Below are 21,372 nucleotides of genomic sequence, written 5' to 3'. Positions count from 1 at the left end.
AATTCGATGATTTGGCTTGGATTATTAAACTTCGAAACTTTATTTTCTTCTTGCTCTGTTGAGTATTTAAATTCAACGATTAGAAACATTATTCAACACCTCCATAAATAGCGTTAGTGTCGTTGATTATTGTTAAGTACTTCGCATTACACCAACTATCGTCAAAGTCATTACCACCAATAGGCTTGCGGTACACATGATCATCATGTGTCACTTTAGTAACTTCTCTTGGCTCACGGTATGTGCTACCACCCACTACAATTTGTCCTTTAGTAAATTCCGTAGGTTGCGCAGCCTGTTCAAATTCACTCACATCAAGACCAAGCGCTCGTCCTAGTGCAATGGCTTTTCCAATGTGTTCATTGAATACGTCATTTGGTGAGCATTTCGTGGTAGTTAGTTTAAACTCTTGAAAACGTTGACGAGAATATAATTTCGTCCCATTATTAATCACTACAAAGTCATAACTAATTAGCAATTTAAGTTTTTCCTCTACAAACTGCTTCGCCTTCTCAATAATTGCAGCACGTTGTTGATTTGGTGTTAGTGGTTCAATCATTTCATCCACTATTGGAATTTGAGGATTCAGTCCACCTTCGATTAGTTCGTATACATCTACTGTTTCAGGCGTGCGGTTATATTGGTCTCTATAAACTTTGTAACGATAAGGATGCGTCGAACCTGCAATTTGATTGTGTTCATCTACTTTATAAGGTTTATTTTTTTGTATTTCACATGTTTCTTCAGCTTCATTTGTAATGATAACCACATCACCCTCACAAGCTTTACGATCAACCTTGCAATATTGATTACCTTCAAATTCGATGATGTCCTCCACAGTATTAGTTGTGGATGGCCCCTGTGTTGCATTATTTATAACAGTCGTTAACTGTGGGCGTTCACGTAATTCATGGACGATTAGCTTTAATTCAGCTACTTCGTTTTCTAATGTTGTGATACGCTCATTTTTTGTTTCTTTTTTATATGGAATTAAATCAGATTCATTGAAGAAATCTATTCCTCTCCCTTCTTCAACACCACAAATGTAAAATTTATCGTTTTCTTCGAAACCTGTTACATATAGAAACGGTTTCTTATTTGATTTCACTCTATTCCAAGCACAAGATTCTTCAAGACGGCCATAGCCCCCTACTGTTTTACTAATCGGAACAACCTTATCCCCAACATTAAACTTTGTCATTTCGCATCCTCCTGTGGTAAAATACCAGTGATTTGATTTTGATTTATTTTTTGTATCTGCTTGTCATCGGTTGCCGCCTTTGACAAGTTTTTTTGTGCCTCTATTTGGGCATTCTCTGCATCCTCAATGTCTTGCCAGTATTCTGATTCACGGTCATATACATCAGCGTGTGAGTAGCCTATACGCATGGAATCACCTACTTAATTAACTTAATAGCGCGTTGTAGTACATCGATTGCATTTTGACTTTTTGCTTCAGCTACTAACTTTTCTAATTCTGCTGTTACTTCTTCCATTTCAGCATTTGGTTGATATTTTTGAATAACAATTTTATCGCCATCAGTAAAAATTTCTAATGAATCTAACTTATCAATCCCTAAAACATTTCTTAGTTCTGCTGGAATAACCAAACGCCCTAAATTATCTACTTTGCGAATCATACCTGTTGATTTCATCTCGTATTACCTCCTAGTGTTTTTTGTAAGTCATAAATAAATGATTCGAATTTACGTTTGTTGAATTTATACAATCGAACAATCGGATTGTCTGTTTTTGGTTGAGATGGACCATCCAAGCTGATGTAATACTTGCCCAACCATAAAGATCCTTCACTATCAAATTCTCTATCGTAATAATCTGCATAATCAGCGCCCAAACTATCTGCTTCTTTTGGTTTGAAGTTATTCCATGCTTCATTCGCAATTTGTTCCATGTATGCTACAAACTCTCTAAATTCATCTACTGAAAAAGTATATTTGTTACTCAGTTCGCCTCGTTCAATATAAAGTGTTTTATCTTTCGAAAAATATGAAACACAACCATTAACACTCAAGTCTGTTTCTCTTTCGAAAAACACCGCTGATTTTCTATGACGAACTATCAATCCTTTGAAATTTCGTTCAGCCATTCACTACACCTTCCTTCAATCCTGTGCTGCACGTTTAAGCGCCAATGTTTTAAGCAATGTCGTATACAACACTTCACTTAACAGTTGTCCTTCAATACTGTGGATGCCATTCTTTTTCAACTGTTCAATGACTGCATTACGCTGTAATTGTTTCATCATCGACATTTTCGTAATATCCTTCCATGAATGCTTTGACTTCTTCTACTGCGTCAAACCATCCTAAAACACGTTGCTGTTTAAGCTTGTACTCTCTTTGCTTGATTGATAGATGGTTGTCAAACGGTAAGTCAGGTTCCCCCTCCATTGCTTCAATAGCGATTTCTGTTAACTCTTTACCTTCCTGTTCAATCATTTCATCCAAATGTTTAATCAACTTTTCATTCAAATTAACAAATTCCAATGAGTCTTCTAAACTTTTAAGCGCTATATGGTAGCCAGCGTTATAAATACTATCTTTTTCATTAACGCATCTAACGGCTTTATCATCTTTGTCATTCACATAAACGCTTTCGATTTGACCATTTTCGCGAAAGTGAATAGATAGTACAGATAACTTCGTACCTTTAACATTTAATATTGCTTTCATTCTAGTAACCTCCAATAGATTGATAGTTTTATTTTTGACGTGCTGATAGTGCTTTATTAAATGCATTGCTTATCAAAGCCAATCGTTCTTCAATCGGTAATGCTAACCATTCAGATACTTTGATTTTCAATTGATTTCACCTACCCTTTAAAAATTGTGTAGAAATTATCTTCTAAAAACTGTGACATTTTAGATGCTAAGAAGCTCCACTTTTCACCTTTGGCTTTTGGATAATAAACAAATCCACCTTGCAAAACATCTAATTGCTTTTTGAATTTTTGTGGGTATAGGATATTGTCTTTTATCCACACTTGTTTTTTACCAATACGATCTTCTAGATCGCTCATTGTCCAATAGACACCATGTAATGATTTGGTTTGTAATTCTTCGTATTCAATCCGGTGTATTAGCACATAATTTTCAGGGACAGGGACGGTTAAATTAACTTGAAGTTGTTGCATTTAACTTACTCCCAATAATTTTTGAATCTTCTCTTTACCACTTTCGAAGTAACGGAACGACTCGACTTGTTTATTACTGTATTTTGCTTTATCTAAAGCGAAGTAACCGTATTCGTCTGTTTTAAGGTTATGAGCGTTAGCTAGTTTCCCTATTTTTTGAGCAGAAACACCAAACATTCTGCCTAGTTCTGTAGCTGTATATGATTTTTCAACTTCTGGACGATGCTCTATTGCTTTGTCTCCTAAAACCTCCAATGCATTTATCTGAAGTAGCTCAATAGCGATTGGAGATAACGTTTTATTCTTTTGCATGTCCAAAATCAATTTAGCTTGCTTAGTACGACTGTTATTTAACATTGCCTCAGCTCGCATACGTTTGATTTCTAGTTCAGCATCTACCGTTTTTGGTTGCATTAATATCGTTTCACCCTTACGTAAGGCTTTGAGAGTGTTACGAACAAAAGCCCTAAATTCTCTAGCTTTAGGTTGTTGGGAGAGCATTGTGACTTCATAAATACCATCTTCTGAAAAAATCCTGCGATCACGTCTAACTTGACGTTTCCCTTCAACCACTGACAACTTGTGGGTAGTTGAAAATTCAACATCTTTTAAATATCCGTTCCGAGAAATTATTTGCTCAATACCATTTTTATCAGCATATTCTAAGGCACGAGCAAGTTGGTCAATTGTCATAAAAACATCGCCATTTTCGTTTTGATAAAAATCACAAGATACACTGTTAAACATTTCACTTTTAATGATTTGAAATTGCATTAGAAAAAACCTCCTTTTATTTCGTTATTTTCCATTGCGTTATTTTAAATGACAGTTTATAATAATGACATACGGTGCAAAAAAAATTAAACTTCTATATTTGCTAAATCAGGAAACAACTCTTCTGGTGAAGTTTTGAAATATTTAGCTAATCTAAACAGTAATTTTGCATCTGGGTTGCCACGACCACTCTCTATATTTCTTATATGACTCTCACTCACATTAAGATCCATAGATAGTTGTCTTTGCGAAACATTATAAAGCTTTCGATAAAAACGAAATCTTTCTCTTCTAGAATTACTAGACATAAGTTTCACCTCCTTATGTTTATATCACTTTGCAAATTCATAGTATCATGACAGTTTCGCAAACGTCAACCCTATAAACGTCATTTTTTATAAAAGTTTTTTGGGGAGGATATTTAAAATGGTTAACTACGACACTGAAGTAGTTGCAAAAAGGATTAAAGAATGTAGGCTATCTCGGGGATTATCACAAGAAGAATTAGCAAATCTATTAGGTAAAAGTAGAACTAATATTGTAAATTATGAAGCTGGTAGAACAACATTACCTGGTAGTGTAATTGTTGATTTAGCAAACATATTTAGAGTTAGTACTGATTATTTATTAGGTTTATCTAACGACCCTATAATCACCGCAAATAGTCTACAGATAAAGAAACTTCATCGATTCATGAATAAAGCTGACGAGGCTAAAAGAGATCGTGCTATGCAGATTTTACAACTTTCTTTTATGGAGGATTTTGATGATGAGGATGAGGATGAAGACCTATAGTCCAAACTATAACTTAGCCGAAAGAAAAGCGCTTGAGTTTTTAAAACTTTCCAACTCTAAAGAATTACCAATAAAAATACAACAATTCAAGAAAATTTTTAAAGATTTAGAAATAGTGAAATTTAGTGTTTATGCAAAAAAAGAGGGGCTAACTATAGAAGAAGTTTGTGAGGGTTTAGAAACAGAAGATGGTTTAATAACCTTTAATCCAATCAATAATAAATATCGAATAATGTATAACGATACTATTGAAAATGAAGGTAGAAAACGCTGGACTTTAGCCCATGAATTAGGTCATTATGCGTTAAATCACTTAGAACGGATGGATGTGCCTGTCTTAAGACGTTCAGAAACTAAAAACGATAAAGATAATCCTTTTGAAAAAGAAGCAAATTGTTTTGCGAGAAATATACTTGCCCCTCCTCATGTTATATTTCATTTGGAGGAAAAAGACCCTTCTATAATTGAGCAAATATGTAAAGTAAGTAGTGAAGCAGCTCAAAATATTTTCCGCTTTTTATATAGAGGCGTCCGTGAATATGGTATAGGCTATTCAAAAGATTATGCTGAAAAATTAGGTTTTAAAGATTTTTTACATCAGGTTAACAATAGATATTTTTGCAAGAATTGCAGAGTTCATTACACCATAGAAAAACCATCTTATTGCTCTTGTTGCGGAAATGAATCATTGACAAAAACTATATATAAATTTGGAGATGAGTTTGAAATGAAGTATCCCGCAATTGTAGAAGTTGATTTTAAAGGTCGTGCAAAAGTTTGTCCTTGTTGTCAAAACGAAGAATTGGATTATGATGGGGATTACTGTAACATTTGTTCTGCATATTTAGTTAATGAATGTGCAGATTTATATGACGATGACCCATTTGGAAATCAAGAAATTCTAGTAGAATCTTGTGGAACAAAATTATCAGGAAATGCCCGTTATTGTCATAAATGTGGTAATCCTTCTAGGTTTATGAATGCTGGTCATTTAAGAGCATGGCATTACACCCCGATAGAAAGAGACGAATTAGAAGATTTACCATTCTAAATACATAGAGCAGGCTACTTCGCTTGCTCTTTTCTTATATAAACAAAAGGAGAATTTTATATGGCAAGCATCACAAAACGTGGTAGCACATGGCAGTATATGATCAATCATTATGTGGACGGCAAAAGGAAGCCGATATCAAAAGGAGGATTTGCTACAAAAAAAGAAGCACAAATAGCAGCAGCTGAAAAAGAACTTTTATTAAAAAAGGGTAATCAAGTAATTGTAAAAGAAAAATCGTTTGCTGAGTACTTTAATGAATGGATAGAATTGTACAAGTCCAGTAAGCATGTAAACACTTATGAGCGCTATTCCAATTCATCTGACCGTGTTAAAGAATATTTCAAAGATAAATCGATTCAAAAAATTACTCGTGCCGACTATCAGTTATTTTTAAATGAATATGGTAAAGGTAAATCAAAAGAGACTGTACGGAAGCTTAACACTCATATCAGAGCATGTGTGAGAGATGCAATAGACGATGGATATATCACTTTAGACTTCACTCGTAAGGTGGAGTTGAACGCTACTCATAGTGCAAAAAAAAGCGAAGACAAGCACTTGAATTATCAAGACAGCGTAAAACTCTACAATGAATTGTTTAGCCGATTATCACCTTCCACAAGTACCTACCATTTAATTTTATTAGGACTAGTATCTGGTCTTCGATTCGGTGAACTAACAGGATTAACAATAGATTGTTTTGATTTTAAAAAGAATGAAATTAGAGTGTATCGAGCATGGGATTATAAAAGAGGAACTGGTTTCGGGCCGTTGAAAAATGAACAGTCTGAACGAAAAATTTCTGTTGATAAGAAAGTTATGACTGAATTTAAAAAGCTAATATTAGCTCTACCCGAAAATGAAAATAATTTAGTTTTTTATCGTCAATCAGTTATTAAAACAGTCACAAATGAAGGTGCCAATAAACTATTACGAAAAACATTAGATGCTTTAGAAATTGATCATATTTCTATTCACGGTTTAAGACATACACATGCGAGTGTATTAATTTATAAAGGAGCTAACATTCATTCTGTTTCTAAACGATTAGGACATTCAGATATTCAAACAACACTTGACCACTATTCACACGTACTAAAAGAAATGGAAGAACGAGATGAAGAAATTGCGATCAACATTTATTCATCTTAATTTTTTTGTTCACCATGTTTACATTTTGTTTACCTAATTTAAATTTTATATGTTATTCAATGCGATTCTCGATATCCTTTAGATAAATAAAAAAACGCCTAAAACCCAGTATTCATAAGGTTTTAAGCGTTTTTCTTTTTGGTTAAAAATCAACCTACGTTTTGCAATAGACGTCCCAGGAGGGATTCGAACCCCCGACCGACGGCTTAGAAGGCTGTGGTTGCGGTTTTCCATACTTTTATACACTTATAAAAAAGTTAATAATAAAGCTGTTTGAGCCACATTTAAAAATGATTTACTATGATACATCTATTAATTTATATGTTTTCATATTCTTTTGGGCACCTTGTGGGCACCGTTTTAATCAATGGCATTAAATCATGGTAAATAAAATAAGTCACTCATTATTTTTCAAATGAATGACTTAATATTAGTCCAACTTTAAAATACCTTAAAGTCGTCTTTAATAATCCGTTAAATCTTGTTTTGAGTTGATGTTTGAATTGGATCTAAAATAACCAAGTTATCTTTTAGCCCATTATAAAATTCAATTCGAGTTAATTTAATTTAAAATCATTCATATTTCAATATGACTAACCAAATCAGAAAAACTAGGCATATCGTTCAATTTAATCTTACCCACTGATTCTATTATTAACAGATTTAATTCTTGTTCTAAATCTTCCCTATTACTAGCAGCAGTTTGATACAATAGTTTTTTTATTTTTGGTTGCATTAATTCAATTACTTCAAACGCATCTAATTTATATTCCATTATATGTACTCCTTACTTAATAGCATTCAAACCACTTTGGATTTCTTTGATTGCTTTAATCTTTCCTTTGTTAACAGCTTGTTGGGAAATTCCCATAATACTTGCAGCTTCAATTTCAGTCATTTCTTTGATATAAAGCAAATATACAATTTGTTTTTGTCTGTCAGTCAATTTATTTATAGCTTTATAAAAATTTTCATCTGCAAAATAGTTTGCAATATTCTCCGAATCAGTGATATTAGTATTTTCTACATAAAAACTATCTTCATTTTGGTCAACCAATTCTTCTGTAAAGCTTTGATATCTTCTAATTTTTTGATCATATTTCTGAGCTGCGTAATACAAAGTTTTTGAAAAGTAAGATACTAGCACTATTTTTGAATAATATTTCTTAAACTCTTTTTCTAATAAATCCATAATCTTTTTATCTCTTTTAACTTTATATTCTTCAAACAATATTTTATTTTCTTCAATAGACAAAAAATTGTTTAGTACTAAATTTAAATATGTTTTGCCCAAAATACCCCTCCTAAAAGAACGTACGTTCTTATTATAAAGGTACTTTTCTTTAATTAAATACAACCTATTTTATTTTTTTTTGGTTGTTTTTAGTTATAGGAATGAGCCTTTCCTATACGTAAGGTAATTACACTACTCAATAAAAAATCAGGAGGCTATATTATGGCAAAATTAGAACTACGCTTACGTACATTTTTACCATTTAAGTATGTAGTACACCCTATCCACCCAAAAACTTCACGTTTCCACGGTGATACACGAAATGAAGCTGATTGGAGTTCAACTAAATACAGAACATCACAAAGTTTCTCTATTGACACGTCTAAACCTAATTATGGTGTTAAAGGGACAGCTAAGGTAGGTCAAACAATCCAAGAAGATCTGGTGAAAGGTAAATGGAAAGTAACAAAAAGAGAGACAGCATCTAAATCCGGCTTACAATACAATACAAATATCATTGACGATGTTCTATATATTAACTGTAAATGCGCTATGAAAAATCCATTAGTTGGAGTAGCACCTGCAATTGACTATACTTTCGTAATTAAAGTAACTCGTACAGGTAGTGTACGAATAACAGGTCAACGTGATGGATTCCCTGCGTATGAATTTATGCGTAAAATTTATTCCATGAAAAAAGGACCAGAAGTAATTTATTCAGCTGTTCCAGAGAGTGCTAAAGAAATTGGTGGCCTTTACCCATTCTTAAAAAGTGAATGGGTGGACGTTGGACGCTCATATGATAGTGTGAAAAATAACTAAAAATAAAAAGACCGTTTTAACGGTCTTTTTTTGCGTGGTGGTAGCTTCCTATTTTGTTAGATTCAACGACTACATATACATAATTATCCAGGTAAATTATTTTATCTACTCTTTTTTAAACTTTTTAACAAATAATCAAAGATCACAAATATTGTTATATAAATACTACCCATTAAAGTAGCTAGATACATAGTATCTTTAAAAGTATTAATACTAAAATTAATTAAACTAAATAATAGTGCAAAAATTAATGCACAAAGTAAATGCTTAATATACATGAATATAACATTTTTATTTTTACTGTATTTTTCAATCACAACTGACACCACAATAGCTACAAGCATTGCTGGTGCAGTAAATGCAGTACCATAAATACCATGTGCAATGCTATATGTATCTCCAATAAATAATGGGATAATAAATACTCCTAGAAATAATGTAATTACAGCTGAAATAATTTTGTTTTTCAACATAACACTTCACAACCTTTATTATTTTTTTGCTTAGACATGATTCAACAGTATGTACAAAAAAATTAATACACCACCTATGTCCCTCTATATTAAAACATAAAACTACAATTAATAGGAAGTTTATTGCTGTTTTTTAAATCTGTGGAAATCAAAGTATTATAGTTTATACATTTACTTTCTAAATAGTTCCTTTCATTTCTTTAAACTTACTACTACCTGGATTATTATTTTATAAATACCCTTAATTTATTTGTTAAAACAAATTAAAAGGCTGTGCATCTCATTAAAACTCGAAGCACAGACTTTTTTAATATTATAATGTTCGTTTCACTACTGAAATCAACAATCCCAAAGCTTCACCATCAGTCATTGAACCAACTCTTTCGCTATGGTCCACCTTCAAGATTCCTTTTTGATAAGTCACTTTTAACAATCCTTTCAAATCCTCTTTAGCTGTTGATGTTAGTGTGTTTGGCACTTTTGGTTCCTCCTTTTGTTGAATTGTATTTTTCGGCTTCATTGCTTCTTCAATTCGTTTTAAGAAGCTATTCCAGCGGTTTTCACTTAGTATTCGATGCGGACAGTATTTTCCGTTCCAATCTTGGTGTTTTTTCACACGGTCAATGCCCCAACCATACTCTTTAAGTAATTTTGCGATATACTGTACTGCATTTTCTTCTGCAGCAGCATAACGGGCACCACCACTTTTACTGTAACAAATTTCAATACCAATTGATTTCATATTCCCTTTACCGATGCCATCGCCACAATGCCAAGCGTTGCGGTTGAATGGAATAGCTTGAATTACTTCTTTGTCATCTACAGCGACATGATAAGATACTTGATTGTTATTGCTTATCATGTATTTAACTTCATTTGCTGCAGACGCATCGTTCGCTGTGTTGTGTACTGTAATGAATTTAGGAGTCATGCTATATGGTGATTTAATTGGGTATTTGCTAGATGACAATATATTTGGTCTCAATGCGTAACTCACTTAGCATCAACCTTTCTAGGAGCATCATAATTAAGCACCTGTACGCTGTCTGAAGTCCCTTTAGTGGTTGGATCAATAATTATACCTAGCAACGCTAAAATACTTAAAACTGTCTCTGAAATAGCCGTTACTTGGTCATTGTAAATCGTAATATCGACATTGAAAATGCCCGCAATTTGATTCGCGAGCACAATAAGCAATGCAATTAATGACACCCAAAAATGCTTATGTTGTAAGCGTACTTTCCAATTAATTTTCATATTTAACACTCTCCTCAGTTTGTTTTTGTATACCTGCTACTTTTTCTAATACAACAATACGAATCTCATGATTATTGATACGTTTTGCTGATTCCTTTGAAGTTTCGTCAACCTCGTTTAAATGTTGGTTTAATCTGTCTATACCATTTGTTAAACTAAGTAGCGTTTTATTTAGATTATTTGTAATGCGCCAAATGAATAAAAGACCTCCAATCAGCGCAGATACAATCGGCAACCAATTATTGATTGTTTCCACCAATGTTCTCACCTTCTTTTCCAAAATAAAAAACCTCCCACTATTGTGAAAGGCAAATTTTCGAGTATAAAAACAACGCTAAGCTTATGCTTGCGTTTTACTATCCGTTTCTTGTTCTAATTTGCTGTACACCACTTGACGCAGATTTGAAAGGTTCGGCACCCGCTCTTTTTTTTCTGGATTTACTTTCACAAAATTACACCAGATACATACAAGCCCGCTGTTTTCATTAAACATTACTTTCACCTCCTGGTAATGCAGCAGCGATAAGTGTAGAAAGTTCCATAATGGCGCTTTCTTGACCTGCTATACGTTGTTCTTGGTTGGCCATATAGGATGACATCTCCATCATGCTGTTTAACAGTAGTTGGTTTTCTTGCTCTAACCGCGTCGCCTTTTCTTCTGGTGTTTCTTCTACTCCGAATTTCTTCATATCACCAAATGTACTGTCCGAGTTGCGTACTTTATATTGAAATGGCATTAGTCCACCGCCCCTGAAATTAGATGTATTTTGTGATTAAATGATAAATCTGTTCGTGATGGCGTGATTTTGAGAATGATATTTTGTTTTGCTTCTAACCCCTCGTGTTCGAAAGTATCCTCTACTACACCCTGTTGGACTGGTGCAGTATTCACAGGCGTTAATGTTTCATACTGTTCTTGCTCACCACTTAAAGTCATGGATAGCTCAACTTTTACATCCAGTTCCTCATCACGTTGTATAAATAATAAAACACCCTTCGCTGATCCAGCTGGAGGTGTAATTTTATACCTCGCCACTGATTGCAAAATAGGTGTTTTCACTTCTTTTTTATTTAGTGTGATTGTCTTACTAGCCTTTGCTCCATAGTTATCGATGACCTCAATAACAATTGTATTTTGACCAACTACAAGTTGCGATAGAGCTAGTTCAAACTCCCACGCTCCACCGGTACCACTGTATATTTCAACAGCGTTCCCTGCGTTAATCCGACGAGTTACCTTGACCGTTGAATTAGCATCTTGGTCGGAAGCTGTACCACTAATTTTAAACTTGTCCGCATCAACGACGCCAGAAGGCACAACAGCATCAACAGATAACAAAGGCGCTCGGTTAGGTACCACGTAAAATGTACGCTCAATAATCGCAGACGAAGCTTTCTCGCTGTCCTCTGCCCATACTTTCAACGTATGTGCTACACCATCAGCTAGCGTGCCTGTGAGTGCCGTATCACCATCATATAACTTGCCACCTTTGAAGGTTAGCTGCTTTGATAGAGCGATTTGCGTCTGACTTAGGTTTGTTGCTAATACCTTGCGAGGTTCACTGTTTATCTGATAGTACGCTGTAACTGATTGGTCTTTGTCGGAATCGTAGGCATTACCTGAGATGTTAAGTGTGTCGTTTTCGTATAATGTTTGGTTATTTGTCGGCGATATGATTGCAATTGTCGGGTTATTATTCGTTGTAATGTCGCCAAAGAAGTTAACAGATACCGTGGATGTCTCATACGCAACGGGTGGATAGCCTATGCTTCCAGCTTCTTTACCAAATAAGACTCTAAAGTTAGGATCATATAAGGTGCTAGGATTGTCAAGATTAGTAGAAATTGTTGGTTGTATCTTTTTAGGTGTTGACCATAATCCGTCGTTAGATTCGCGCACAACTATATCTCTATATACAGTATCCGTGCGTTGCGACCACGCTACGTATACAGTGTTGTTTTTGTCCACAGTTATAGATGGTGAATAAGTATACGTGTTTGTGACATTTGTTAAATTTGTCTGTATAGTCCATGTCAGCCCGCCATCGGTTGACTTCGAATAGTAAACAGCGAATGCGGTGGGCACCCATACCAAATGAATAACGCCATTTTTGTCAACAACAGCAGATGGTGTATTCTGCGCTATTGACCCGCCATTCATAATGTTGACGAAAGTCCAGCTACCATCTTTAATTGTAGCCGCACGTATTACAAAAGATGCCCCATCATACAATCGAAATATGACTAGCGGGACACCTTTATAAACTATAATGGTCGGATGTTGTCTATGTTTGCCACTTGCGGAAGTCGCGTCAAGTGATAAAGGCGAACTCCATGTGTACCCACGATTACTAGTCATCGTGTAGTAAACGTTATACGTGTCAGCATACGTTCCGTTTGTACATGACCATGCCGCATAAAGATACGCTGTGGATATGTCTACTGTTAGGGCAACGTTGCCTATTCTTGTTAAGTTATTATGGATAATCGTTGTAAATAAACTATCAATATCCGTATACATATTCGGAACGTTTGTAACGTTTACAGATGCTTGACGTACTTGAGTGTTATTCCATCCCGTAAGAATCTCAAGCGTTGTCCCCACTGATACTATACTGACATCTTGATAATTTTGACCTTTTCCGTGCACAGAAAGGAAAGCTTCGTACCCCAATCCGTTGCGTTTATCGACGTAAAAGTATAAGTATTTGTAGTCCTTACTCATAACTACAACCACTATCCACCCGTTAGACATAAGCGCAGTTTTACGCCCGCCGTTACCCAATAAATTGTGTGCAACGTCTGTGACCGTGCCTTTAGGCATTTTCGCTGTCGGTACTACCGCGCCTTTTACGTACCAATACCCGTCTGTATGGCGTCCGTTTGCCGGATATGTGCCATCTTCTGCCGCGATGTTTGTTTGCACTAGTGAGCCTTTACTGTAAGCTATCTGTTGAGTTTTTTCGCTTGGGAACTTTTTGTAAAATTCGCTCTTTAAATTTTCGTCGTTTGTATACCCGTCAGTGTCAGTCAATTCGTATCTACTCAAAATACCATCGTATAGCTGATACCCTATCGTACCTTTGGTTATGATATGACCACTTTCGAACCTTTCGGCGTTCACTGAAAAAGTTCCAGAAATACTATCCCACGTGTAATTTTTATAAAGACCTTCAAAGCGTCTAACGGCACTGGATTGATACTTCCATGTAGGTTCAAGATACGATGTGTTAGTAATCACCGTAAACTTGTCATAATAATATTTAACCATCCTTAAACCACCTCCACTAATTCAACGTTGTAGGTCTTCCAATCTCCGACACCCATCTCCGCGTTAACCGTATCAATTTGAACATTACTTCGAGCCACTTTTGCGCCTTTTTTGTATGAATTGGTAAGTGCTGAAACTGTAATTGTATCTGTACCTACCGCTGTAATTACAACGTCCTCACTTGCTACATCATCAAAAATAGTGACCTGTGTAAACGGTGTAAAACCATCAACACTAGCCACTTTTAAAGTAGTTGTTCCTATTATGACAGCCTCAATAATGTCGGTCATCGCTGTGTCTAATTTGATTTTGTTTGTGCTGCCGTCAAGCGTGTCTGCAAACGTTCCGCTGTTACCTGGTACACGTCCATCTAGTTCCATTTGTATTTGCATACGTCGGATGAGAGCGTATAGACTTGTCAATAATTCTCTGTTTGCCTTAATATTTTTATCTAGATGTCCCATCACTTTTGCGCTATGTCGTGTACCTTCTTGTAATGCCTCCCATACTGGTAATCCAGTAATTCGGTCAATCTTTTGAGTTCCAGTAGATGGGTCAATTTTAGGAATGAAATTTCCCTTTTCATCAATTTTCAATATGTGGTCAAGAAAGCCTATCAACTCGTAATCTTCAATTTTCATTCATTAGTCGCCATCCCTTCCACAATGATTGGAATATCAAATACATACATAAATCCATCATTTTCTTTATAAAAATTTGTAGGTCCATCTACTAAAATTACGTTGTCGTTATCTAAAAGTGCCGCATGTGTTACGGCGCCTCTGTAATCATCTAGATAAAACATCACGCGCAAGATACTGCCTAGTCGCTCTGTTCTGTAAATATCTACATCTCTTTCAGTTCCATCAATTAAAAAACGCCCCTTTTTCACACTGGAAAGTAGCGCTTGATACAATATATTTAATAATCTTTCACGTACTTGCATTTCATCACCTCTCTAATAAGAAAAGGACATTCCAGTTATCGGATACATCACTTGATAACCATGTCCTTTTACTGGCATTTCAATATTGGATTCACTACTAACTCCTACACCATTATTTTGTGCAACAGCTACATTTGTAATAGGGTAATTCACAGGATATACATGTTCACGTGCGCTTATTTTAATTGATGGAATATTTATTACGTAAAGGAAATGCAACCATACATTCAAAGGTATCATTTCTTCTAATGTTTTCTTTAAATGATGCACATCTGTAATTCTGTTATAAAATTCGAAATGCAGTTCATATGTTTGAGGATCAAGTAAAACTTTATAGTTTTCTTCTCCACATAATGAATTTAAGAGTTGTCGTAAAGAACGCATAGTGTAAGGTAATTTGTTATTAATTTTGGTTAGAATACGAATTTTACGTTCTTCCAATGAATCGGTTGTACGTCGTTTAATCTTCAACATTTTTTCCCACAAGAGCACGCCCTTCTCATTTGTCTCATGGACAAAACGGAATTTAAAAATATCGATTAGCTGCTTTCTTGCTTTGTTAAAATTATCACTTTCTACACGCGTAATCTCTTGAAACTCTTTATACTCATTTACAGTAGTAGGTAGTAAAGGATATAAATCAATTTCGTTCGTTAAATAATCATTCACTTAATACACCTCTTACTGGAATAGCATTTTCATGAAGTATTAGATTATCAGCAACACCATTAATCAATGTATCGCGAATATCTATTACACCATCTATTCCTAGAGCTCTTGATTCAATTTGGGCGATTCTAACCACAAGTTGTGAACTATCTTCCCATTCCTTTTTTAATTCTAAGAAATAATTATCAATCATGGCTTGGAACTCTAATTCGCTTAACGCCCAATCATAGCCCACATCATACGTAATATTAAATGTTAAATTAACGAGCGTTTCGACAACACCCTCTACCTTCACCACGTGACCAATCGGTGCAATACCTAGTCCTTCTCCTTGATTAACAACTGGATCGATTGCAGTTTGAATAGTATCTATTAGTACAAGAGAGGGTGTTTGATATTGAGCATCCATAATAACTAACTTTACGTTATAAATCCCTTCACGTACTCGATACATTTTTACTCCACCAATTCCCTGTAGCTTATGCACTTTATCTTTATAATCTTTTCTATTGCCACCATAAGCAAGTGCATCAAAGCTTTCCAAATAACGTTTCCTTAACTTTTCAGTAGGTTCTTCATCTTCTCCTGGAATTAGCACATCTGAGAGGACTGCCTTTTCAAGTCCGTTGATGTAATCAATCGGAATAAGATTGCCGTAATCTAAATTACCTTTTATTCCTACAGTTTCGCATTTCAATTTAAAAACGCCATCGCTGATTTTTTCAGTAACGACGTAATTTAATGTACCCAAACTAAAACGATCACCTATCGAGACATCAATATTAAATTCACCTTTTCGTATTGCTGGAGTCGCTACTTCTGGCGTAATGCCCCTATCCTTACACAATTTAATCAAGAATTCACGAGATGCTGTATCCCCGAACATTTCCTGAATCATACCATCCATTGAGAAATACAATTCATATAATTGTTTTGTATGTGGTGATAGGGCATCGAATATAATGGCACCCTCACGTTTATCTACGTCATTCGCAACATTATTTAATGATGCTTCTAATAACCCTTCATATGAAATATGCTCAAACATCAAATATCCACCTCCTTCTCTATCGGTACTTCACCGAAAATCGTGTGAGCAATGAAATACATGAATACTTTGTTCTTCACATGTTTAAAATCAAAATTTGTTAATTCGGTAATACGATCATCATGTAACAAACATTCTTTCGTAATACGCTGCAATTCACTATATACGTACGGAATAGGCTTACCAAACAATTGTGCAACTTCTGCTCCGAAATTCCAGCTATAAATAATATTCTCATAGCGTTCTGTGCCCATAGCTTTATATACGGCTTGCTCCATGGCCTCTTGTCCATCTGTATAACCAATAATTCTTTTCCTAACAGGGTCCATTCGATAAGTTCGAGTAGGATGAATCTCTTCCTCAAAATCAACAGTAAAATCAGCGTTATCATTTTTAGGAATCATCAAACCACCTCTTTATCGATAATTAAGTATTGTTGTCCGCCATGCGCTCGTATCATAGTGACTTTGTCGCCATCAACTAAGCCGTTATGAATTTTGAATTTTTTACGGCCTTTATATTCGTGTGTATGACTAGCAGGACCATTGCCGATTTCTGTTTCGTGTTCAACCGTCATATCTACCTCGTAATCCATGACCGCACGTGTAAGCTTTAATTGTTCCTTTTTAAGTGTTAGTTTTTGGTCAACATACACTTCTAATGGCTCTACACTAACAACGGTTCCGTATACAATCGTACAAAGCTTTTGAGCATTTAATACTCCTTGTACTATCTTTTGAAACTCAATTAAAATATCTTCCATACTACGCAACGAAATCACCGCCAATCAGTTTTAAGTCCATACGATGGTCTGATTCTTTGAAGGTGTGTTTGACCGTTTCAACCAACATAAAATGAGCTACCGTTATGTCCCCTAAGTACATTTGAACGCCTAATGTAGTGCCACCTCGTACCGTTGGATCACCAAACACTTTATTGATGTGTAGCTTCCTTGATTTACGATTGTAAAGAGCCAACATGCCGTCAGCTTTCGCTTTACCATTTTCTTTTTCATCGAGTTTATCTGTCATCTGCAATACGCCCCACTCGTTCATTTTGGAGCTGTCTTGTGCGATGTAGATTTCACGTTTACCTGTTTTTTTGTTTTCTCTTACAAGCTTGATTTTATTGTAGGTGTTCTCATCAATTGAAGTTGTGTATTCAAACGATTCGCCTGATTCTTCATCGATAAGTAAATCTGATTTAAGCATCTTGATATTACGAAGATTTAACGCACCATAATCGTCATACAGTACATATAAATCACCTGTATTAAGCGTCGTTTCAGATAGGGCATTATCCATGATGGAAAATAACTCTTGGTTATCCTCTACTCTAGAAGCAATGACATGTTTCGTATTCGCGACAATGCCTGTCTTTAGCCTAAAGTCCTCTGCAATCATTTGAAGCACTTGAGCAGCTGTTTTATTGGCGTATACGTATGTGTCCTTGTTTTTAAAGTAACGTAGTTGGTCATAGCAAGTAACGCTGATAAGACGGTTGTTATTCCGTTTTTTAGTGAATACAAAGCCGAAAAATATCTTGTGGCCATCGTAATCAAAACGCACTGCATCCCCTTCATGGAAGCCAAGCACTTCATCTTTAATGATGTTAAACGTTAGCTTACCTGGCGTGCCTTTACGATGCGTTTCCCACTCGACACCTTCTTCTACAGCACATTCGAAAATACGTCCTTTACTCATGATATACAGCTGTGTTTTTGCCAAGTTTTATCACCTGCCCAACTTTAATTTCATTTGGATTTTTAATGTTATTGAGCTTTGCAAGTTCGGGAAACTTTGAGCCGTCGCCTAAGTACTTCTTAGCAATGGCCCACAACGTATCACCTTTGACAACAGTATGTGTTTTAGGTGTTTCCTTGCCCGTTGTAGGGCGTTTTTGTTCAACCACTGCCTTTTGTGTAGTCGGTGCACTTGTAGCGTTATTGGGTGCAGTAGCTGGCTTAGTAACAAGTCGTTTATTGCCATATGCTCGGTATTGCTTCAAACGGATGCTTACCATAACATCAAAGCCATTTTCAGCAGATTCTTTAATTTCATAATCTTCTATTGAAACAGTCATGTTCGTATCAAAGAGTAAGTTGCCATTCGGCATCATACGGTTGACGATGAATTGAAACGGCTTGTCAGATACCATTAATTTTTCAAGCTTATCAAGATAATAAGTAGCTGGTTGAAAACCATTCGGATAAACAGAAAACGGATATTTGACGTTTGGGAGTAATACCTCAAACTCAATATCCGTTAAACCTGTTTTCTTTATAATATTTACTTCCCCATCATTCATGAGCACGATTGTTTCATTACGGCCATTAATTTTCGTAATCAATTCAGAAGGAGGGACAGGGAACTGTACACCATCTATGAAAAAGTTATACATGATCTGTCGGTCCTCCTTCCGCTAACATCGCAACTGTTTCCTCTACTTTTTCACCGAATTTATCAACAATCCCGTCGATGTCCGTTTCATTATTAATATAGTTTTCATTTTTCATATCGACTGTGATTTCTGCAGTAGTATAACGGTTGATTGCTTCACGTTCAGCAAGGTCACGAAGATATTTTAGATCTTCGTTTAACATTTTTATTCCATCGGCAGCTTTCTTCGTATTGTCAGCCGTTTTCTTCCCAGCATCGTTACCTTTGTCAAGTTTGTCACCTAGCGCTAATGCATCATCGATGGCTTTTTTTATTTGATCATCGCTACCACCAGTACCTTTTTCCGGATTAAATACATTAGCTCCCCAGTTATACCCTGTATCCCACGCACCACCTAATGACTTCATTTCCATTTTAGGGGCTTCCCAGTAGTCAGCAGGGGCTTCACCTACCCAATCTTTTAATCCTGCTTTAATACCTTTGAAATCACTTGTTATTGATGTTCTATGAGAGAATTCAGTTCCTTTTCCTAATCCAATCTTAGCTGCAATATCTGTAGGTAGTAAATCTATTAACCAATTCCATGCCTGGATAGCTTTATTAACAGCATCGATCATCGCATTTGCAAAACCAGTAGCAAATTTATCCCAACCACTAGACATAGAAATTGCCATGTCTAGAAAATTACTAGCAAGATTGTAGAATAATTTTTTAATTGCATATGTTCTATCTTTAGAAATGTTTGCGAAAAACTCCCAAAATGAGGCGAAAATATTCCACCAGAAAGCAACGATGTTGTATATATGTGTTCCTAGAACCATAAATGCTCCAGCTACTATTCCTGTTGCACTTATAGATGTACCAGCAAAATGATTAATTACTGCTACTGCGAGGTAAAACAAGACAATTAATAAAACTATAGCACCAATTAACCAACCGATAGGGTTTGCTGCTATTGCGATACTCAAAGCTGCCATAGCAGCAGCGAAACCATATGTTGCCCAAGTTGATAAAACGGTTGTTGCAACATACCACAAATTACGTATTCCTGCAGTTAGAGTCATTAATGCATTAATCGCTATTTCTCTATTAGTCCAAGCCCACGCGGCTGCATTGATAATAAGCGCTGCTGTAACTCCTCCAACTACTGGTGCAATAAATGACCAATTATCATAAACAAACGATCCGACTGTTGTCATTATGCTCAAAACTTGTTCTACAACGGTGGCGACTAAATATAGAGATTGCGTCGCGCTAGCACTAAAATCTTTAAAACGATCACTATTAAAAATACCATTAATGTTTTTTAGTACATCTTGAAAAGCCCATAAAGCTTCATTTTTAAAGTTAGTCCAAACTTGAGACCAAGTGACAGGCATATCATTAAACTTCTTATTTATGTCGTCTGCTGCCGCGAACATTGCATTTTTAACAACACTTGCGGTTAATTCACCATCTGCTGCCATTTCTCTAATTTTACCAATCGACACTCCTAAATGATCGGCAATGTTTTGAATAATGGTTGGAGCTGACTCAAATACAGAGTTTAATTCTTCGCCCCTTAATACCCCTGAACCGAGTGCTTGAGTTATTTGCAAAGTAGCAGACGCCACTCCCTCTGCGTTCGTCCCAGCAATCCCAAATTGTTTATTAAGTAACTCGGCGAAAGCAACGACCTCTGTAGTGTTACCAAAGGCATCTTTCGCATTCATGCTTAGTTTACCAACTAAATCTGCGGTTTGAGTATAGGGAGCATAGGAACGTTGAGCAGCATCAAAAATTTGTTGCTGTAATTGTTGCACTTCGCTTAATCCTTTTGTATCAACTTCTATACTAGTTGAAATAGGTTCTAACTTTGGCATACTTTCTACAGCTAAGTTTAACCGTGCGTCGATATTAGTCATTTCATCAGATAATTTAACAACATCACCAATTGATTGGAGAGTTAAGTATGCGGCTAAGATTCCCATGATTTTTCCTAATAATCCTTTAGCAGCATTTGTACCATCTCTTATATGATTAGTAAATCTTTGTTGAGCATTGTCAGCATCTCTAACTTCACTTTCGATTCTATTAAATTGTTCAGCAGCTCTTGCTAACTCTCGGCGCGCGATTTCAATACTAGATGTATCCATCATGTGACCAGATGCAGCATTCAATGCTTCCATCTGATTAACCATGGTTGAAACAGCACTATGCATGGCTCTCATCGGTTGACTAAGACGATCTTGGATTTGGATTGCAGTTCTAATTGTCGCCATTATATCACCTCTTTTTGAACATAATAAAAAGCCACTATAAGAAATAAGTGACTTTAATGAATA

Annotated in this window: 31 protein-coding genes; 4 read left to right on the top strand and 27 right to left on the bottom strand. The window is 35.6% G+C overall.

What is annotated here, in order from left to right:
• Window positions 1-88: 88 nt before the first annotated feature.
• From C9J37_RS19205 to C9J37_RS19170, 9 genes are all read right to left on the bottom strand, one after another.
• Complete coding sequence (locus C9J37_RS19205; protein WP_107896659.1) at window positions 89-1,201, bottom strand: hypothetical protein; 1,113 nt, start codon at window positions 1,199-1,201, stop codon at window positions 89-91.
• On the bottom strand, window positions 1,198-1,389 hold the full coding sequence (locus C9J37_RS19200) for a hypothetical protein (RefSeq protein ID WP_107896658.1): 192 nt from the start codon (window positions 1,387-1,389) through the stop codon (window positions 1,198-1,200). The genes C9J37_RS19205 and C9J37_RS19200 overlap by 4 nt, the downstream gene beginning before the upstream one ends.
• A gap of 8 nt (window positions 1,390-1,397) precedes the next feature.
• Window positions 1,398-1,655 (bottom strand): AbrB/MazE/SpoVT family DNA-binding domain-containing protein, encoded by a 258-nt coding sequence (locus C9J37_RS19195; protein WP_107896657.1) that lies wholly within the window; start codon window positions 1,653-1,655, stop codon window positions 1,398-1,400.
• A complete protein-coding gene (locus tag C9J37_RS19190) occupies window positions 1,652-2,107 on the bottom strand; it encodes a hypothetical protein (RefSeq protein ID WP_107896656.1) in 456 nt (151 codons plus the stop codon). Before C9J37_RS19190 ends, C9J37_RS19195 begins: the two co-directional genes overlap by 4 nt.
• A gap of 15 nt (window positions 2,108-2,122) precedes the next feature.
• Window positions 2,123-2,272, bottom strand: coding sequence for a hypothetical protein (locus C9J37_RS28410; protein ID WP_167397369.1), 150 nt, complete (start codon window positions 2,270-2,272; stop codon window positions 2,123-2,125).
• Window positions 2,244-2,693, bottom strand: a complete 450-nt coding sequence (locus tag C9J37_RS19185) for a hypothetical protein (RefSeq protein ID WP_107896655.1) — start codon at window positions 2,691-2,693, stop codon at window positions 2,244-2,246. Before C9J37_RS19185 ends, C9J37_RS28410 begins: the two co-directional genes overlap by 29 nt.
• 140 nt (window positions 2,694-2,833) lie before the next feature.
• On the bottom strand, window positions 2,834-3,154 hold the full coding sequence (locus tag C9J37_RS19180) for a DUF771 domain-containing protein (protein ID WP_107896654.1): 321 nt from the start codon (window positions 3,152-3,154) through the stop codon (window positions 2,834-2,836).
• Window positions 3,155-3,928, bottom strand: coding sequence for a BRO family protein (locus tag C9J37_RS19175; protein WP_107896653.1), 774 nt, complete (start codon window positions 3,926-3,928; stop codon window positions 3,155-3,157). It abuts the gene before it with no gap.
• Window positions 3,929-4,014: 86 nt separating this feature from the next.
• Window positions 4,015-4,236: a helix-turn-helix transcriptional regulator gene (locus tag C9J37_RS19170; protein ID WP_107896652.1), complete on the bottom strand. Its 222-nt coding sequence runs from the start codon at window positions 4,234-4,236 to the stop codon at window positions 4,015-4,017.
• A gap of 118 nt (window positions 4,237-4,354) precedes the next feature.
• Between C9J37_RS19170 and C9J37_RS19165 the strand changes: the two genes are divergently transcribed.
• From C9J37_RS19165 to C9J37_RS19155, 3 genes are read left to right on the top strand one after another with little or no spacing between them, the layout of a single operon-like run.
• Entirely contained in the window at window positions 4,355-4,723 is a 369-nt protein-coding gene (locus tag C9J37_RS19165) for a helix-turn-helix domain-containing protein (protein WP_107896651.1), read from the top strand.
• Window positions 4,710-5,774 carry an ImmA/IrrE family metallo-endopeptidase gene (locus C9J37_RS19160; RefSeq protein WP_167397368.1) on the top strand — a complete coding sequence of 355 codons (1,065 nt, stop codon included), beginning with the start codon at window positions 4,710-4,712 and terminating at the stop codon, window positions 5,772-5,774. The genes C9J37_RS19165 and C9J37_RS19160 overlap by 14 nt, the downstream gene beginning before the upstream one ends.
• A 60-nt stretch (window positions 5,775-5,834) precedes the next feature.
• Window positions 5,835-6,929 (top strand): site-specific integrase, encoded by a 1,095-nt coding sequence (locus C9J37_RS19155; protein ID WP_107896649.1) that lies wholly within the window; start codon window positions 5,835-5,837, stop codon window positions 6,927-6,929.
• Between the two features lie 577 nt (window positions 6,930-7,506).
• Here C9J37_RS19155 and C9J37_RS19150 read toward each other — a convergent pair.
• Entirely contained in the window at window positions 7,507-7,704 is a 198-nt protein-coding gene (locus tag C9J37_RS19150) for a hypothetical protein (RefSeq protein ID WP_107896648.1), read from the bottom strand.
• A gap of 12 nt (window positions 7,705-7,716) precedes the next feature.
• Window positions 7,717-8,223 (bottom strand): RNA polymerase sigma factor, encoded by a 507-nt coding sequence (locus C9J37_RS19145; protein WP_107896647.1) that lies wholly within the window; start codon window positions 8,221-8,223, stop codon window positions 7,717-7,719.
• Window positions 8,224-8,385: 162 nt separating this feature from the next.
• Between C9J37_RS19145 and C9J37_RS19140 the strand changes: the two genes are divergently transcribed.
• Window positions 8,386-8,985: a DUF3238 domain-containing protein gene (locus tag C9J37_RS19140; protein WP_107896646.1), complete on the top strand. Its 600-nt coding sequence runs from the start codon at window positions 8,386-8,388 to the stop codon at window positions 8,983-8,985.
• A gap of 101 nt (window positions 8,986-9,086) precedes the next feature.
• Here the strand turns inward: C9J37_RS19140 and C9J37_RS19135 are convergent, their stop codons facing one another.
• From C9J37_RS19135 to C9J37_RS19065, 16 genes are all read right to left on the bottom strand, one after another.
• Window positions 9,087-9,458: a hypothetical protein gene (locus tag C9J37_RS19135; RefSeq protein ID WP_107896645.1), complete on the bottom strand. Its 372-nt coding sequence runs from the start codon at window positions 9,456-9,458 to the stop codon at window positions 9,087-9,089.
• Window positions 9,459-9,771: 313 nt separating this feature from the next.
• On the bottom strand, window positions 9,772-10,455 hold the full coding sequence (locus tag C9J37_RS19130; RefSeq protein ID WP_201262194.1) for a peptidoglycan recognition protein family protein: 684 nt from the start codon (window positions 10,453-10,455) through the stop codon (window positions 9,772-9,774).
• Window positions 10,452-10,715, bottom strand: a complete 264-nt coding sequence (locus tag C9J37_RS19125) for a phage holin (RefSeq protein WP_107896644.1) — start codon at window positions 10,713-10,715, stop codon at window positions 10,452-10,454. Before C9J37_RS19125 ends, C9J37_RS19130 begins: the two co-directional genes overlap by 4 nt.
• Window positions 10,705-10,995, bottom strand: a complete 291-nt coding sequence (locus tag C9J37_RS19120) for a hypothetical protein (protein WP_107896643.1) — start codon at window positions 10,993-10,995, stop codon at window positions 10,705-10,707. The genes C9J37_RS19125 and C9J37_RS19120 overlap by 11 nt, the downstream gene beginning before the upstream one ends.
• A gap of 60 nt (window positions 10,996-11,055) precedes the next feature.
• Entirely contained in the window at window positions 11,056-11,208 is a 153-nt protein-coding gene (locus C9J37_RS28405) for a hypothetical protein (protein ID WP_167397367.1), read from the bottom strand.
• Window positions 11,201-11,452, bottom strand: a complete 252-nt coding sequence (locus C9J37_RS19115) for a hypothetical protein (protein ID WP_107896642.1) — start codon at window positions 11,450-11,452, stop codon at window positions 11,201-11,203. Before C9J37_RS19115 ends, C9J37_RS28405 begins: the two co-directional genes overlap by 8 nt.
• On the bottom strand, window positions 11,452-13,986 hold the full coding sequence (locus tag C9J37_RS19110; protein ID WP_107896641.1) for a sialidase family protein: 2,535 nt from the start codon (window positions 13,984-13,986) through the stop codon (window positions 11,452-11,454). Before C9J37_RS19110 ends, C9J37_RS19115 begins: the two co-directional genes overlap by 1 nt.
• A 2-nt stretch (window positions 13,987-13,988) precedes the next feature.
• Window positions 13,989-14,627 (bottom strand): hypothetical protein, encoded by a 639-nt coding sequence (locus C9J37_RS19105; protein ID WP_107896640.1) that lies wholly within the window; start codon window positions 14,625-14,627, stop codon window positions 13,989-13,991.
• Window positions 14,624-14,932, bottom strand: coding sequence for a hypothetical protein (locus tag C9J37_RS19100; RefSeq protein WP_107896639.1), 309 nt, complete (start codon window positions 14,930-14,932; stop codon window positions 14,624-14,626). Before C9J37_RS19100 ends, C9J37_RS19105 begins: the two co-directional genes overlap by 4 nt.
• A gap of 12 nt (window positions 14,933-14,944) precedes the next feature.
• Entirely contained in the window at window positions 14,945-15,601 is a 657-nt protein-coding gene (locus C9J37_RS19095; protein ID WP_107896638.1) for a putative phage tail protein, read from the bottom strand.
• The gene (locus C9J37_RS19090; protein ID WP_107896637.1) at window positions 15,594-16,649 is read right to left on the bottom strand and encodes a baseplate J/gp47 family protein; all 1,056 of its coding nucleotides are present in this window, start codon (window positions 16,647-16,649) and stop codon (window positions 15,594-15,596) included. Before C9J37_RS19090 ends, C9J37_RS19095 begins: the two co-directional genes overlap by 8 nt.
• Complete coding sequence (locus tag C9J37_RS19085; RefSeq protein WP_107896636.1) at window positions 16,649-17,053, bottom strand: DUF2634 domain-containing protein; 405 nt, start codon at window positions 17,051-17,053, stop codon at window positions 16,649-16,651. The genes C9J37_RS19090 and C9J37_RS19085 overlap by 1 nt, the downstream gene beginning before the upstream one ends.
• Window positions 17,053-17,412, bottom strand: coding sequence for a DUF2577 domain-containing protein (locus C9J37_RS19080; RefSeq protein WP_107896664.1), 360 nt, complete (start codon window positions 17,410-17,412; stop codon window positions 17,053-17,055). Before C9J37_RS19080 ends, C9J37_RS19085 begins: the two co-directional genes overlap by 1 nt.
• A 1-nt stretch (window position 17,413) precedes the next feature.
• Entirely contained in the window at window positions 17,414-18,376 is a 963-nt protein-coding gene (locus C9J37_RS19075) for an XkdQ/YqbQ family protein (protein ID WP_235617174.1), read from the bottom strand.
• Complete coding sequence (locus C9J37_RS19070) at window positions 18,345-19,049, bottom strand: LysM peptidoglycan-binding domain-containing protein (protein ID WP_107896635.1); 705 nt, start codon at window positions 19,047-19,049, stop codon at window positions 18,345-18,347. Before C9J37_RS19070 ends, C9J37_RS19075 begins: the two co-directional genes overlap by 32 nt.
• Window positions 19,042-21,309, bottom strand: coding sequence for a tape measure protein (locus C9J37_RS19065; RefSeq protein ID WP_107896634.1), 2,268 nt, complete (start codon window positions 21,307-21,309; stop codon window positions 19,042-19,044). Before C9J37_RS19065 ends, C9J37_RS19070 begins: the two co-directional genes overlap by 8 nt.
• Between the last annotated feature and the right edge of the window lie 63 nt (window positions 21,310-21,372).

Origin of the sequence: Lysinibacillus mangiferihumi (assembly GCF_003049665.1) — a bacterium.
Classification (GTDB): domain Bacteria; phylum Bacillota; class Bacilli; order Bacillales_A; family Planococcaceae; genus Lysinibacillus; species Lysinibacillus mangiferihumi.
The sequence above is the reverse complement of the archived record's forward strand: the minus strand, read 5'-3'. Positions and strand labels throughout refer to the sequence as shown.

What these genes read in the sequence shown, in the direction of transcription:
- C9J37_RS19205 (WP_107896659.1), bottom strand. Translation starts at nt 1,201, where the DNA reads ATGACAAAGTTTAATGTTGGGGATAAGGTTGTTCCGATTAGTAAAACA.
- C9J37_RS19200 (WP_107896658.1), bottom strand. Translation starts at nt 1,389, where the DNA reads ATGCGTATAGGCTACTCACACGCTGATGTATATGACCGTGAATCAGAA.
- C9J37_RS19195 (WP_107896657.1), bottom strand. Translation starts at nt 1,655, where the DNA reads ATGAAATCAACAGGTATGATTCGCAAAGTAGATAATTTAGGGCGTTTG.
- C9J37_RS19190 (WP_107896656.1), bottom strand. Translation starts at nt 2,107, where the DNA reads ATGGCTGAACGAAATTTCAAAGGATTGATAGTTCGTCATAGAAAATCA.
- C9J37_RS28410 (WP_167397369.1), bottom strand. Translation starts at nt 2,272, where the DNA reads ATGTCGATGATGAAACAATTACAGCGTAATGCAGTCATTGAACAGTTG.
- C9J37_RS19185 (WP_107896655.1), bottom strand. Translation starts at nt 2,693, where the DNA reads ATGAAAGCAATATTAAATGTTAAAGGTACGAAGTTATCTGTACTATCT.
- C9J37_RS19180 (WP_107896654.1), bottom strand. Translation starts at nt 3,154, where the DNA reads ATGCAACAACTTCAAGTTAATTTAACCGTCCCTGTCCCTGAAAATTAT.
- C9J37_RS19175 (WP_107896653.1), bottom strand. Translation starts at nt 3,928, where the DNA reads ATGCAATTTCAAATCATTAAAAGTGAAATGTTTAACAGTGTATCTTGT.
- C9J37_RS19170 (WP_107896652.1), bottom strand. Translation starts at nt 4,236, where the DNA reads ATGTCTAGTAATTCTAGAAGAGAAAGATTTCGTTTTTATCGAAAGCTT.
- C9J37_RS19165 (WP_107896651.1), top strand. Translation starts at nt 4,355, where the DNA reads ATGGTTAACTACGACACTGAAGTAGTTGCAAAAAGGATTAAAGAATGT.
- C9J37_RS19160 (WP_167397368.1), top strand. Translation starts at nt 4,710, where the DNA reads ATGAAGACCTATAGTCCAAACTATAACTTAGCCGAAAGAAAAGCGCTT.
- C9J37_RS19155 (WP_107896649.1), top strand. Translation starts at nt 5,835, where the DNA reads ATGGCAAGCATCACAAAACGTGGTAGCACATGGCAGTATATGATCAAT.
- C9J37_RS19150 (WP_107896648.1), bottom strand. Translation starts at nt 7,704, where the DNA reads ATGGAATATAAATTAGATGCGTTTGAAGTAATTGAATTAATGCAACCA.
- C9J37_RS19140 (WP_107896646.1), top strand. Translation starts at nt 8,386, where the DNA reads ATGGCAAAATTAGAACTACGCTTACGTACATTTTTACCATTTAAGTAT.
- C9J37_RS19135 (WP_107896645.1), bottom strand. Translation starts at nt 9,458, where the DNA reads ATGTTGAAAAACAAAATTATTTCAGCTGTAATTACATTATTTCTAGGA.
- C9J37_RS19125 (WP_107896644.1), bottom strand. Translation starts at nt 10,715, where the DNA reads ATGAAAATTAATTGGAAAGTACGCTTACAACATAAGCATTTTTGGGTG.
- C9J37_RS28405 (WP_167397367.1), bottom strand. Translation starts at nt 11,208, where the DNA reads ATGTTTAATGAAAACAGCGGGCTTGTATGTATCTGGTGTAATTTTGTG.
- C9J37_RS19115 (WP_107896642.1), bottom strand. Translation starts at nt 11,452, where the DNA reads ATGCCATTTCAATATAAAGTACGCAACTCGGACAGTACATTTGGTGAT.
- C9J37_RS19110 (WP_107896641.1), bottom strand. Translation starts at nt 13,986, where the DNA reads ATGGTTAAATATTATTATGACAAGTTTACGGTGATTACTAACACATCG.
- C9J37_RS19105 (WP_107896640.1), bottom strand. Translation starts at nt 14,627, where the DNA reads ATGAAAATTGAAGATTACGAGTTGATAGGCTTTCTTGACCACATATTG.
- C9J37_RS19100 (WP_107896639.1), bottom strand. Translation starts at nt 14,932, where the DNA reads ATGCAAGTACGTGAAAGATTATTAAATATATTGTATCAAGCGCTACTT.
- C9J37_RS19090 (WP_107896637.1), bottom strand. Translation starts at nt 16,649, where the DNA reads ATGTTTGAGCATATTTCATATGAAGGGTTATTAGAAGCATCATTAAAT.
- C9J37_RS19085 (WP_107896636.1), bottom strand. Translation starts at nt 17,053, where the DNA reads ATGATTCCTAAAAATGATAACGCTGATTTTACTGTTGATTTTGAGGAA.
- C9J37_RS19080 (WP_107896664.1), bottom strand. Translation starts at nt 17,412, where the DNA reads ATGGAAGATATTTTAATTGAGTTTCAAAAGATAGTACAAGGAGTATTA.
- C9J37_RS19070 (WP_107896635.1), bottom strand. Translation starts at nt 19,049, where the DNA reads ATGTATAACTTTTTCATAGATGGTGTACAGTTCCCTGTCCCTCCTTCT.
- C9J37_RS19065 (WP_107896634.1), bottom strand. Translation starts at nt 21,309, where the DNA reads ATGGCGACAATTAGAACTGCAATCCAAATCCAAGATCGTCTTAGTCAA.